Here is a 12619-nt window from a genome sequence, read left to right as displayed (position 1 = left end):
CGGGGGATTGCGCTAGAACCCTTTTGCTCAGAGTGCGCATAAGTAATTTCGCTGTCACGAATGAGCCCTGATCTTCCCGGGCGTTTGAAGGCTGGCCCTTGAAACGCGGACGTTCGGGCCTAACTTATACTCAAATCGAGCATAATGGCTCGGTGACGGAGGACGACATGGCACGACTGATCGATTCTGGCCCGGGCTGCCCCACCCCCACGCCGCAGCGCGGCCGTTCCGGTGCAGACGCGCGCGGACTGGTCTATGATGACGCCGTGAAGGCCGAAACCGATCCGCTGTATCCGCTGGTCGCCGATTTCGTCACACCTATGGAATGGCCCGCGATTGCCCCGCTGGTGGCTGGCATCAACCGGCTGAAGAAAGCCAAGAACGCGGTCATCCTGGCCCACAACTACATGACGCCGGACATTTTCAGCCTGGTGGGCGACTTCCGGGGCGACAGCCTGCAGCTGGCGCGCGAAGCCGCCGCGACGGACGCGGACGTGATCGTGCAGGCCGGCGTCCACTTCATGGCCGAAACCTCGAAAATCCTGGCCCCGGAAAAGACCGTGCTGATCCCGGACCTGCGCGCAGGCTGCTCGCTTGCCGCCTCGATCACCGGCGAAGACGTGCGGCTGATCAAGCAGAAATATCCGGACTATCCGATCGTCACCTATGTGAACTGCACCGCCGACGTGAAGGCCGAGTGCCACATCACCTGCACCAGCTCCAACGCGGCGCAGGTGGTGGAACACGTCGCCAAGGCGTGGAACACCGACACGGTGATCATGGTGCCGGACCAGTACCTGGCGAAGAACGTGGCGGCGCAGACCGGTATCCGCATCCTGACCTGGCCGGGCGCGTGCGAAGTGCACGAGCTGTTTTCCGGCGAGGACGTGAAACAGCTGCGCGAGGCCCATCCGGGCGTCATCATCCTGGCGCACCCGGAATGCCCGCCGGACGTTCTGCAGGAGGCCGATTTTGCCGGCTCGACCTCGGCGCTGTCGAACTATGTTTCCGAAAACCAGCCGGCGAAGGTCGTGCTGCTGACCGAATGTTCGATGAGCGACAACGTCGCCGCAGAGAACCCGAACGTGAACTTCATCCGGCCGTGCAACCTGTGCCCGCACATGAAGCGTATCACGTTGGAGAATATCTACGATTGCCTGGTGACGGGCGAGTTCGAGGTGAAGATCCCGGAAGATGTCCGCGTGCGGGCCAAGGCCGCACTGGACGCCATGCTGGCGCTGCCGAAAATGGCACGGCCGCTGGCCTTCAAGACGGGCCAGACGCCGATCGAGCTTGAAATGGTGATCTAGAAAACGTGTGATCGGGATGGCTTGCCAAGCGCGGGCCGAAGGCGTGAAGTCAACCGGACCCTAGTCGAGGAGGCGTCCATGTCGAACTACCTGAAGCCGGCGCTCGGCCTGCTGTTCCTTGCGCTCGCGGCGAGCTTTCCGGCGTCTGCCGTGAAAGGGAAAACCGACACGGACAAATCCGACGTGCTGGGGAACTGGAGCTTCCAGACGCGGCCCTACCGCGACGGGCAATGCGTGATGACCGGCACGATGAACCTGTCTCCGCATCCGGACGAAGGCCGCTACAGCTGCGAGATTACCGCGGTCGAGATGTGCACCATGTGGGGCCGCTCGGTCGTGCGCCAATCCTGTGATGCGCGCCGCTTCGGCAACCAGGTGTCAGTCCGCTCGACTATCGAGGAAATGATCGAGAGCAAGGCGCCGGACCTGCTCTATGTGCCCGACAATTTCACCCTGACGATCCAGTCGCATGAGCGCATGTTCGGCGCGCTTGTCTCTGCCGTCACGGCGCCGGTTGAATTCCGCCGCGCGAATGACGGGATTTCCTGACACGGCCATGTTCGAAGGCACACCTCACCGGATCCGCGCCGAAGCCGGCGCGAGCGTCGACGTGCTCATCGTCGGGGCGGGCCTTGCCGGGCTGTTCTTGGCGCTGAAGCTGGCGCCGCGCCATTGCCTCGTCATCTCGCCGTCGACGCTCGGCCAGGCCGCGTCGTCGGCCTGGGCACAGGGCGGACTGGCCGCCGCGCTCGATCCGCTGGACAGCCCGGAGCAGCACGCCGCCGATACTGTGGCGGCCGGCGCCGGACTGGTGGACCCGGTGATCGCACGCCTGATCGCCGAGGATGGCCCGGCGCGCGTGCGCGACCTGCTGACGCTGGGCGTGCCGTTCGACCGCACGCCGGACGGCGCGCTCGCCCTCTCGCTGGAAGCGGCACACTCGCGTCCGCGCGTGGCGCGTGTTTCGGGCGACCTCGCCGGCAAGGCGATCATGGACGCGCTGGTGGCGGCCGTAGCGGCGACGCCGAGCATTGAACTCATCGAAGGCGCCCGCGCGGTCTCGCTGCTGCAGGATGCCAATGGCCGGGTGGCGGGCGTGGTGCTGCGCGACGGATCCGGCCAGCTGACGCCGCGCACGGCGCGCGCCACCGCGATGTGCACGGGTGGCTCCGGCGGCCTGTTCCGTGTAACGACCAATCCGCGCGAAGCGCAGGGCGACGCGATCACGATGGCCTATGAGGCCGGCGCGCTGCTGGCGGACCTTGAATTCGTGCAGTTCCATCCGACCGGCATCGATATCGGCCGCGACCCTGCCCCACTGGCCACCGAGGCGCTGCGCGGCGAAGGCGCGACGCTGCACAATACCGACGGGCGCGCCTTCATGCTGGACTATCATCCGCTGGCGGAGCTTGCGCCGCGCGACGAAGTTGCCCGCGCGATCCATGCCGAGCGCATGGCGGGGCGCGGCGCCTATCTCGATTGCCGCAAGGCGGTAGGCGATCATTTCCCCGATCATTTCCCGACCGTGTTCGGCGCGTGCATGAGCGCCAGCATCGATCCGCGCACGCAGATGATACCGGTCGCGCCAGCAGCGCATTATCACATGGGCGGCATCGTGTCCGATCTCTGGGGCCGCTCGACGCTGGCAGGACTGTCCGTCTGCGGAGAGTGTACCTCCACAGGCGCACACGGCGCCAACCGACTTGCCTCCAACTCCCTGCTGGAAGCGGTGGTGTTTGCCGAACGCATTTCGCGGCGCCTGAACGGCGCGACGCTGGACGCACCCGCTGCGAGCGAAGCGGCCGTTCCGGCCGGCCTGCCCGAGCACCGGCTGATGGAGCTGCGCGAAGCGATGTCGGCCCATTGCGGCGTGGTGCGTGAGGCAAGCGGGCTGTCACAGGTGCTGGAACTCTGCAACCGGCTGGAGCCGGAAGCGCCCGGCGCCCGCGCGGTGACGGCGGCGCGCCTGATCTGCGAAAGCGCCCTGGCCCGCACCGAAAGCCGCGGCGGCCATTACCGCGCCGATTTCCCCCAGACTGGACGGCCGCAGCGCCAGTTCATCGCCCAACCTGCTACCGAACGGGTTCTGCCATGACCCTCCAGATCCCGCCGCTGCCGGCGGTCATCCTTGATCCGATCGTGCGTCTTGCGCTGGCCGAAGACCTCGGCCGGGCAGGCGACCTGACGACCGATGCCACGATTCCGATGGGCACGCAGATGCGCGCCGTGATCGCCGCGCGCAAACCCGGCGTGCTGGCGGGCCTCGATGTGGCCGCGCATGCCTTGAAGCTGGTGGACGCGGACCTGCGGCTCGATGTGAAATTGCAGGATGGCGCAGCACTGAAGCCCGGCGATGTGATCGCTGAACTGAAGGGTGAAGCGCGCTCGATCCTGATTGCCGAACGCACGATGCTGAACTTCCTCGGGCGGCTGTCCGGCATTGCCAGCCTTACCCGGCAATATGTGGATGCGGTGGCGCATACCAAGGCGCGCGTCGTCTGCACTCGGAAGACCACGCCGGGCCACCGGGCGTTGGAAAAGCGCGCCGTGCGTTGCGGCGGCGGGACGTCGCACCGCTACGGCCTCGACGATGCGATCCTGATCAAGGACAATCATATCGCGGCCTGCGGCGGCTCGATCGCCGATGCCCTCACCCGCGCCAAGGCCTATGCCGGTCACCTGCGCATGATCGAGATCGAGGTCGATACGCTGGCCCAGCTCGAAGAAGCGCTGAAGCACGGACCGCACGCCGTGCTGCTGGACAATATGAGCCTCGATGACCTGCGCGCGGCGGTGCAGATCACGGACGGGCGCGTGCCGCTGGAGGCGTCCGGCGGGGTGACCCTGTCATCGCTGGCGGCGATTGCCGAGACGGGCGTGGATTTCATTTCGTCGGGCGCCCTCACACATTCGGCGCCGAACCTTGACCTCGGACTCGATGTCGTCTGACAGTCGGCGGTGACGCGCCCATCGCGGCGCCCAGGCACCGGAGATTTCAGACATGACCACCGCCAACGGCCGCAAGAGCATTTTCATCACGGGCGCTGCATCGGGCATCGGCGCTGAGACTGCCCGGCATTTCTGCAAGCAAGGCTGGTTCTGCGGCCTCTATGATGTGAACGAGATGGGCCTCAAGGCGGTCGCTGCGGAACTCGGCGCCGCCAATTGCCATATGGCGCGCCTCGACGTGACCAAGCGGGCAGACTGGGCCGCCGCCATGGAGGGCTTCAGTGCGGCGACCGGCGGCAAGATGGACGTGCTGTTCAACAATGCCGGCATCGGACGCCACGGCTGGTTCGAAGAGGTGCCGCCGGAAGACGCCGACCTGGTGATCGACATCAACGTCAAGGGCGTGATCAACGGCGTCTATGCGGCGCTGCCCCTGCTGAAGGCCACGCCGGGTGCGCGCATCATCAACACGGCCTCGACCGCCGGCATCGTGGGCGCGCCGCAGCTGGCCGTCTATTCGGCCTCGAAATGGGCCGTACGCGGATTGTCGGAAGCGCTCGATGCCGAGTTCCGGGATCTCGGCATCAAGGTGATGAGCCTGATGCCCTGGTTCGTCGACACACCGATCCTCGATATCGGTAAAACCGAAGGCGCCAACGAGAAGATGTCGGACGAGATGCGCGCCAATGGCGTGACGATCTATCCGGTCTCGATGGCCGCCGAAAAGGTCTGGGACGCCGCGCATGGCGACGACATCCAGTATATGGTGGGCGGGGAAGCGGAGCGGGCGCGCTTCATGACGCGCTGGCTGCCGGGCCTCGTCCGAAAGCAGATCAAGGCCCGTGTTCCGCCGCGCAGCTAGCGCGGCGGTTGCGGATCAGAGGGACGTGTCGACTGTCTCGACGGCGCTGATCTGGCGGGCCGTGTAAGCGGCCACCGACTCGGCCGCGGTTTCGGCCTTTTCAGCAGGCGCCGTCTGGATGCTCATCAGGCGCGGCGCGGTCGAGGAGACCGTGCGCGTCGAGGTGGACACACCGGCGGGCGCCGTGGTCGGCGTGATCGTGTAGTAGCCGTCATCGCCGGCCGCAGAACCATCCGCGAACAGCAAGGTCTCATCGACCGCATCGGCGCCGGACGTGCTGGCATCGAGTGCGGCGAGCTGCACGGCAGCGGCCTGCTTGCGGGCAGCAAAGTTGCGCTCGACGCTGGCCCACTCGGAGCCGCGCGGGAAGCGGTAGAAGATGTGCATACCGATCTTGTCGGTCTGGATCAGGCCCGAGTTCCACAGCGGATCAACATAGGTGGCGTGATAGTGCGTCGCGCCGCCGGTGCGTTCCTCGTTGAGGCCCATCAGGACGTGCGCGGCAATGCGCTTGGCGCGTTCCCAGTTCTCGCCCTTTGGCTTGGTCTTCATCGCGCCGTCACAGGTGAACGTGAACTGGCAACCGGTCGTGCGGGTCGCGCCCTGGAAGACAACGCCGCAGGCGGTGTCCGGGTAGCGATGATCCCTCATCCGGTTCGAGATGACTTCAGCGACAGCCAGTTGACCTTCGAGTGGCTCGCGGGCCGACTCGTAATAGACAGCCTGCGCCATGCACATCAGCTCGGAGTCGATGGTCTCGGCGCGCTGGATCTGATCGGTGCGGAACGAAGCGAGCGTTGCGAGCGCCGCGCCATCGCGGTCGCGCATCGCATAACGGCTCATGGAAGAATCTGTGTCACGCTTCAGCGTGTACTCAACGGTGCGCAGCCACGGCGTGTCGAGAAGGGCCGGCGTATGTTCGTCGGTACGCACCGCAAGGCCGGCATCCTGATACATCGCGAAGCGCTCGGCTTCGGCGCGGTATTCAGCTTCGGCGCGCAGGCTGGACTGTTCGTGCGAGATGACCGGCAGCGACACCGTGGCGGTCACCGCACAGACGGCAACCATCCCGCCACGAATGAAAACTTCGCGCTGTTCCTGGTCAGTCATACCTAGCCACCACCGTTTGAGCTTTTCACGCAGCCCATTCAGGGTGACCAGACTCGTCTGGCTTGGTTGAAGAAACCTTAACATCACCGATCCTCTTTACCCGGCCGACGGTTATGTTCCGTCTTGTGACCCGGGCATTTCAGGTTAGTACGCATTTCGAGGACCGAACGCGTCCCGCAACACTCCGTCAGGAGCACGCGGGATTTGGCCCACCCGTCGCTATCTAGCAATAAATCAGCCAACCTTCTGAGTGACAAAGTCGAAAGGCTCGCGCCGGGGTGGACAGCGCGGGCTCATGCAATTTCAAGGAAATTGCGTGTAAACCATTGAATTTCTAGTGTTTTCAGGGTGGCCGGGGCGCAACCCTAGCGATTCGTAGGGCGCCTGCGTGTTGCTGAAAAACAACACCCAAGCGCCTCCGAATTTGGCGTGTTTTGCTTAATTTGAGCCGTCTTTGAGCGCGGCCTGTGCCGCAGCAAGACGCGCAATCGGCACCCGGTAAGGCGAGCAGGAGACGTAATCGAGCCCTGCCCGGTGGCAGAATTCGACCGATGCGGGGTCCCCGCCATGCTCGCCACAAATTCCGAGCTTGATGCCCGGACGGGTGCGGCGGCCACGTTCGGTGGCCATCTTTACCAGCTCACCCACGCCTTCCTGGTCAAGCGTGACGAAGGGGTCTTTCTCGTAGATGCCCTTCTCCGAATAGACCTGCAGGAAGCGACCGGCATCGTCGCGGCTGATGCCGAGCGTCGTCTGTGTCAGGTCGTTCGTGCCGAAGGAGAAGAAGGCCGCAGACTGAGCAATCTCGCCGGCCTGCAGCGCGGCGCGCGGCAGTTCGATCATGGTGCCGACCGTATAATCCACCGTGGTGCCGGTTTCCTTGAAGACGGTCTGCGCAGTGGCATCGACCAGCGCCTTGAGGATTGCGAGCTCGCGCTGCGTGGCGACCAGTGGAATCATGATTTCCGGCACCGGCTTCAGGGCGCCTTCCTTGGCGACATTGACCGCCGCTTCGAAAATGGCGCGGGCCTGCATCTCGTAGATCTCGGGATAGGTGATGCCGAGACGGCAGCCCCGGTGGCCGAGCATCGGGTTCGACTCGTGCAGGTCATGGGCACGCCGGCGCAGCTCGTCGGCATTGATACCGGAGGCCTTCGCCACATTGTCGATGTCTTCATCGGTATGCGGCAGGAACTCGTGCAGTGGCGGATCGAGCAGGCGGATGGTCGCTGGACGGTCGCCCAGGATGCGGAAGATTTCCTCGAAGTCCGAACGCTGCATCGGCAGCAGGCGGGCCAGTGCCTCGCGGCGGCCCTTCTCGTCATTTGACAGGATCATGGCGCGCACGGCGGGGATGCGCTCTTCATCGAAGAACATGTGCTCGGTGCGGCAGAGGCCGACGCCTTCGGCGCCGAACTCGACAGCCGTGCGGGTGTCGAGCGGGGTTTCCGCATTGGCGCGCACCTTCAGGCGGCGAGCCTTGTCGGCCCAGCTCATCAGCTCGCCGAAATCGCCGGACAGGTCCGGCTTGATCAGCTTCACGGCGCCCGCGATCACGCGGCCGGTGCCGCCATCGATGGTGACGACGTCGCCCTTCTTGAACTTGCGGCCGCGCACGGTGAACTCGCCGCGCGCATGGTCGATCTTGAGGTCGCTGGCGCCGCAGACGCATGGGCGGCCCATGCCGCGCGCCACAACGGCGGCGTGGCTGGTCATGCCGCCGCGGGCGGTCACGATGGCGCGGGCGGCGTGCATGCCCTTGATGTCATCGGGGCTGGTTTCCACACGCACCAGGATCACGTCTTCGCCCTTCGCTGCGAGCGCGAAAGCTTCGTCAGAATCGAACACGACCTTGCCGACCGCAGCGCCGGGGCTGGCCGGCAAGCCCTTGACGATGACGTCGTACGACGCGCCGCCGGCCTTCTTGTTCTCGTCATCGCTCGGGATGCGCGGGTGCAGCAGCTGGTCAATCTGGGCCGGATCCAGGCGCAGCAGCGCTTCCTTCTCCGTGATCAGGCCTTCGCGCACCATTTCCACCGCGATATGGACCGCCGCGGCGGCGGTGCGTTTGCCGTTGCGGGTCTGCAGCATGTAGAGGCGGCCGGCTTCGACCGTGAACTCAATGTCCTGCATGTCCTTGTAGTGATGCTCGAGCTTGGCCGCGACATCGCGCAGCTGCTTATAGACTTCCGGCATCGCGTCTTCGAGCGGCTTGTCGCCGGAGCCGAGCGTTGCGGCGCGTTCGCGCGAGATCGGCGCCGGGGTGCGGATGCCCGCGACCACGTCTTCGCCCTGCGCGTTGATCAGGTATTCGCCGTAGAAGATGGCTTCACCGTTCGACGGGTCTCGCGTGAAGGCCACACCGGTCGCAGAAGTTTCGCCGAGGTTTCCGAACACCATGGCCTGCACGTTGACGGCCGTGCCCCAGTCTTCGGGAATGTCGTTGAGCTTGCGGTAGATGATGGCGCGGTCGCTCATCCAGCTGTTGAACACAGCCGAGATAGCGCCCCAGAGCTGTTCGCGCGGATCTTCCGGGAACGGACGTCCGAGTTCTTTCTCCACCGCTTCCTTATAGCGCACGATGACGGCTTTCCAGTTGTCGGCCGTCAGGTCGGTGTCGAGGTCGAGGCCTTCGCGCTCCTTGTAGTCGTCCAGGATGTGTTCGAACTCGTCATGGCTGAGGCCGAGCACGACGTTGGAATACATCTGGATGAAGCGGCGGTAGCTGTCATAGGCGAACCGGTCGCCGGCCAGCTTAGCGAGGCCGGCGGCGACGGCTTCGTTGAGGCCGAGGTTGAGCACGGTGTCCATCATGCCCGGCATCGAGGCGCGCGCACCCGAGCGCACGGAAACCAGCAGCGGGTTGGCCGGATCGCCGAAGCCCTTGCCGGACTGGCGCTCAAGGCTGGCGAGCGCCGCATCGACCTCGGCTTCAAGGCCGGCGGGATAGGCCCGGCCGGTCTGGTAATAGGCAACGCAGACGGCCGTCGAAATGGTGAAGCCCGGAGGCACCGGCAGGCCCAGTTTCGCCATTTCGGCGAGGTTGGCGCCCTTGCCGCCCAGCAGGTTCTTCATCGAGGCGTCGCCATCGGCGGTTCCCCCGCCAAAGGCGTAGACCCAGTTTTCGGTTGCGCCCTTGCGTGCCGCTTCAGCCATGCCAAATCGCCTTCCGTTTACTTTGTAAGCCGGTCAAATCCATCCGGCCTGTCTGATTGCAAGTCCTATGCTGCATCGCACCCGTATTGAGAAGTGCGCGTTTCGTCTCCGGGGCGACTGACAACGTTGTTAACTCGCCCCTCGGGGAATGTAATTGCGCCCGGGCAGCGACCAGCGTTCCGAAGCGGAACAACCTGCCCCTAGCCCTCGATGCGCGAGAAGTCGGCCACCTGGTGCAGGGCATCGCGCACCGCGACCAGCAGGGCCAACCGGTTGGCGCGCACCGCCGCATCGGAATCGTTGACCATCACGCCTTCGAAGAAGGCATCGACCGGACCGCGCAGCGCGGCGAGCACCGTCATCGCGCCGGCAAAGTCTTCCTTCTTCAGCGGGGCGTCGAGCGCCTTGGTGGTCTTCTGCACGGCCGCCCACAGCGCCTGCTCCACCGCGGGCCCTTTGACGACGAGCTTCGCATCCACGTTCAGGTTCTCCGGCAGCGCGCCCTTTTTCTCTTCCGCCCTCAGGATATTTGCCGCGCGCTTGTAGCCCGCCAGCAGCGTCGCGCCGTCTTCCGTCTCGAGGAACGCCCCGAGCGCCTCGACGCGCTTGACGATCAGCACGAGGTCATCTTCGCCGAGCGCGAACACGGCATCGATCAGGTCGTGGCGCTTGCCCTGGTCGCGGAGCACTTGCTTGAGGCGATCAGCGAAGAAGTCCACGAGACTTGGATCGACTAAAGCAGAGAAGCCACGGGCAACAGATTCTTTCACCGACGGCACTGTTTCCGTTACTGGCGTTTTTGTGGGCACCCAACTCTTTAGACAAATTCGAGCCGCGCTCACCACTTCGGCAAGTTCAATGCGAACTCCGTTTTCCAGTACAATCCGAACCACGCCCAACGCCGCGCGGCGCAGTGCAAACGGATCCTTCGATCCCGTCGGCTTCTCATCAATCGCCCAGAAGCCGACCAGCGTGTCCAACTTATCCGCCAGCGCGACGGCGACGGACACAGGCTCCGCCGGCACAGCATCGCTCGGCCCCTGCGGCTTATAATGATCGCGGATGGCATCGGCCACGCGCGCATCTTCGCCGGCGGCGAGCGCATAATAGCGGCCCATCACGCCCTGCAGTTCCGGGAACTCGCCAACCATCTCGGACACGAGGTCAGCCTTCGCAAGGCGCGCGGCGCGCTCCGCCAGGCGCGCATCCGCGCCGACTTTCGGCGCGAGTTCGCGCGCCAGAGCCGCGACACGCTCCACCTTATCGCCGAGCGAACCGAGCTCTTCCTTGAAGGCGATGGTCTTCAGCTTTTCGCCCATCATGTCGAGCGGCGTTGACTTGTCCTTCTCCCAGAAGAAGCGCGCATCCGACAGGCGCGCAGAGAGCACGCGCGCATTGCCTTCAGCAATCTTCGCGCCGCCATCGTTCGCGGCAATGTTCGCCACCACGATGAAGTTCGGCGCCAGGCCATCCGCACCCGGACGCTTCACCGCAAAATACTTCTGGTGCGTGCGCATCGACAGTTTGATCACTTCCGGCGGCAGATCGAGAAAGGAAGGCTCCATCTGCCCCAGCACGACTACCGGCCATTCCGCCAGACCTGTCACCTCTTCCAGCAGCCCCTCGTCCGGCACCAACGCCAGCCCGGACGCGCTGCACACATCCTCGATACCCGCCAGTATGCGCGAGCGCCGGTCAGCGCGCGACAGGATCACGTGGCCCTTGCCTTCCAGCTGCTTCCTGTAATCTGCCCAGCCTTTGACCGTGTACGGACCACGCCCGTGGACACGGTGGCCCTCGGTGACGTTGCCGCTCTTGATGCCGCCGACTTCGAACGCCACGACCTTGCCGTCGAGCAGGCACACAATGCCCTGCAGCGGGCGCACCCAGCGCAGGTCACCTTCCGCTGTTCGCATCGATTTCGGCCAGTGGAACGTCTTGATGATGTCCGGCACAGCCTCGGCGATCACGTCCGCCGCGTCGCGGCCGGGCTTCGTCAGGTAGGCGACATAGAAGTCGCCCTTCTTTGGATCGGAGACGATCTCGGCTTGCGAGATATCGCTCAGCCCTGCCCCGCGCAGGAAGCCGGCGAGCGCCTGCTCCGGCGCGCCGACTTTCGGGCCCTTCTTCTCCTCGCGCACATCTGCCGAGCGGGCATCGAGCCCTTCGACCACGGCGGTGAGGCGGCGCGGGCCGGACACGGCAAACGCGTTCGTCCAGTTGAGACCGGCCTCTTTCAGGCGCTGCGTCAGCGCGGCCAGCAGGTCGGCCTCCGCCTTCGCCTGCATGCGGGCAGGGATTTCCTCGGAAAAGAGTTCAAGCAGGAGTTCGGCCATGGGATCCCGGCGGGCAGGTGTTTCGCGTGGGTGACGGCATAGACGCGCGCGCGCCGGGGTCAAGGGTCACACATCAAGGCCCCCTCTCCCGTTGGGCGAAGGGCTCGCGCGGGAAATCGTATACGATCTCTCGACCACGCGAGCCCCTCTTCCAAGGGAGAGGGGTTCAGTCCCGGGCACCTAGTGGCGGCGATCGATCCGGTCTTCACGGTGATCGCGGCGGCTTTCCGCCCGGTCGAGATGATCCTCGATCACATCACGGGGTCCGAAATCGACGGCTTCGTCGCGGCGGCTCTCGCGGCGGTCGACGCGGTTCTCGAACCGGTCGAGGCGGTCCTCGGCATGGTCAGCGCGGCTGCCTTGCGGGATGTCGCCGCGCAGTTCTGCGGCGGTCAGGCGATGGTCGATCCGGCCAAGGCGTTCGGCGGGTGCGGCGAGCGCCGAAGGGACCGCCAATGCAGCGATGAAGGCGGCGGCGATGAGGGGTTTGAACATGGGGTAGTCCTCCTTGTGAGCGATATGACCCGCATCCGGATCACGCCCTTACAACGTTGCGGCACTTGCCCTTCCGTCGCTCGCCCCCCAAAATATCTTGCTTAATACCCTGATTTTTTTATGAATACCTGTTCATTCAGATTCATAGCTTGTTGTGGCTGCCATCACAGAGCGGGCTGCCGCCCGTGCGCTTGCAGGCACAGAAGAACACCTTGCCGCTCTTCGGCGCTTCCCAGCCCTGCGGCACGAATTCGGTGCCTTTGTGGCTACCGTCGCAGAAGGGCTGTTTCTTCGACTGGCCGCACGCGCACCACCAGTACATCTTGCCTTCTTCGACCTCGACCGGGATAGGCTGGTTTCCAGCGATATGGGGTTCGTTGCTCATGGGCGTCCTCCTCAGC

10 protein-coding genes are annotated in these 12619 nt (G+C 64.9%); 5 read left to right on the top strand and 5 right to left on the bottom strand.

All coding sequences use genetic code 11. The features are described from left to right. Positions 1–167 precede the first annotated feature (167 nt). From nadA to GC148_RS01435, 5 genes are all read left to right on the top strand, one after another. A complete protein-coding gene (nadA, locus tag GC148_RS01455) occupies positions 168–1310 on the top strand; it encodes a quinolinate synthase NadA (RefSeq protein WP_291068248.1) in 1143 nt (380 codons plus the stop codon). Positions 1311–1388: 78 nt separating this feature from the next. Then, positions 1389–1859: a hypothetical protein gene (locus tag GC148_RS01450; RefSeq protein WP_291068247.1), complete on the top strand. Its 471-nt coding sequence runs from the start codon at positions 1389–1391 to the stop codon at positions 1857–1859. Positions 1860–1866: 7 nt separating this feature from the next. Continuing rightward, positions 1867–3405 carry an L-aspartate oxidase gene (locus GC148_RS01445; protein WP_366062892.1) on the top strand — a complete coding sequence of 513 codons (1539 nt, stop codon included), beginning with the start codon at positions 1867–1869 and terminating at the stop codon, positions 3403–3405. Next, positions 3402–4259 (top strand): carboxylating nicotinate-nucleotide diphosphorylase, encoded by an 858-nt coding sequence (gene nadC / locus GC148_RS01440; protein ID WP_291068245.1) that lies wholly within the window; start codon positions 3402–3404, stop codon positions 4257–4259. The genes GC148_RS01445 and nadC overlap by 4 nt, the downstream gene beginning before the upstream one ends. 52 nt (positions 4260–4311) lie before the next feature. After that, positions 4312–5121 (top strand): SDR family oxidoreductase, encoded by an 810-nt coding sequence (locus GC148_RS01435; protein WP_291068244.1) that lies wholly within the window; start codon positions 4312–4314, stop codon positions 5119–5121. A 15-nt stretch (positions 5122–5136) separates the two neighbouring features. On the opposite strand, the gene GC148_RS01430 is transcribed toward GC148_RS01435, so the two are convergent. The 5 genes from GC148_RS01430 to GC148_RS01410 form a co-directional block, all read right to left on the bottom strand. Continuing rightward, complete coding sequence (locus tag GC148_RS01430; RefSeq protein ID WP_291068243.1) at positions 5137–6231, bottom strand: cell wall hydrolase; 1095 nt, start codon at positions 6229–6231, stop codon at positions 5137–5139. A 438-nt stretch (positions 6232–6669) separates the two neighbouring features. Continuing rightward, positions 6670–9387 (bottom strand): pyruvate, phosphate dikinase, encoded by a 2718-nt coding sequence (gene ppdK, locus GC148_RS01425; protein WP_291068242.1) that lies wholly within the window; start codon positions 9385–9387, stop codon positions 6670–6672. 200 nt (positions 9388–9587) lie between these two features. Continuing rightward, entirely contained in the window at positions 9588–11723 is a 2136-nt protein-coding gene (gene glyS / locus GC148_RS01420; RefSeq protein ID WP_291068241.1) for a glycine--tRNA ligase subunit beta, read from the bottom strand. Positions 11724–11903: 180 nt separating this feature from the next. Beyond that, the gene (locus tag GC148_RS01415; protein ID WP_291068240.1) at positions 11904–12218 is read right to left on the bottom strand and encodes a hypothetical protein; all 315 of its coding nucleotides are present in this window, start codon (positions 12216–12218) and stop codon (positions 11904–11906) included. A gap of 142 nt (positions 12219–12360) precedes the next feature. Then, positions 12361–12603, bottom strand: coding sequence for a CDGSH iron-sulfur domain-containing protein (locus GC148_RS01410; protein ID WP_291068239.1), 243 nt, complete (start codon positions 12601–12603; stop codon positions 12361–12363). Positions 12604–12619: the final 16 nt, after the last annotated feature.

Origin of the sequence: Hyphomonas sp. (assembly GCF_016125515.1) — a bacterium.
Taxonomy (GTDB): Bacteria; Pseudomonadota; Alphaproteobacteria; order Caulobacterales; family Hyphomonadaceae; genus Hyphomonas.
The sequence above is the reverse complement of the archived record's forward strand: the minus strand, read 5'-3'. Positions and strand labels throughout refer to the sequence as shown.

Coding starts and splice junctions, on each gene's coding strand:
- GC148_RS01430 (WP_291068243.1), bottom strand. CDS start 6,231: ATGACTGACCAGGAACAGCGCGAAGTTTTCATTCGTGGCGGGATGGTT.
- GC148_RS01435 (WP_291068244.1), top strand. CDS start 4,312: ATGACCACCGCCAACGGCCGCAAGAGCATTTTCATCACGGGCGCTGCA.
- ppdK (WP_291068242.1), bottom strand. CDS start 9,387: ATGGCTGAAGCGGCACGCAAGGGCGCAACCGAAAACTGGGTCTACGCC.
- GC148_RS01450 (WP_291068247.1), top strand. CDS start 1,389: ATGTCGAACTACCTGAAGCCGGCGCTCGGCCTGCTGTTCCTTGCGCTC.
- nadA (WP_291068248.1), top strand. CDS start 168: ATGGCACGACTGATCGATTCTGGCCCGGGCTGCCCCACCCCCACGCCG.
- GC148_RS01415 (WP_291068240.1), bottom strand. CDS start 12,218: ATGTTCAAACCCCTCATCGCCGCCGCCTTCATCGCTGCATTGGCGGTC.
- GC148_RS01410 (WP_291068239.1), bottom strand. CDS start 12,603: ATGAGCAACGAACCCCATATCGCTGGAAACCAGCCTATCCCGGTCGAG.
- glyS (WP_291068241.1), bottom strand. CDS start 11,723: ATGGCCGAACTCCTGCTTGAACTCTTTTCCGAGGAAATCCCTGCCCGC.
- nadC (WP_291068245.1), top strand. CDS start 3,402: ATGACCCTCCAGATCCCGCCGCTGCCGGCGGTCATCCTTGATCCGATC.
- GC148_RS01445 (WP_366062892.1), top strand. CDS start 1,867: ATGTTCGAAGGCACACCTCACCGGATCCGCGCCGAAGCCGGCGCGAGC.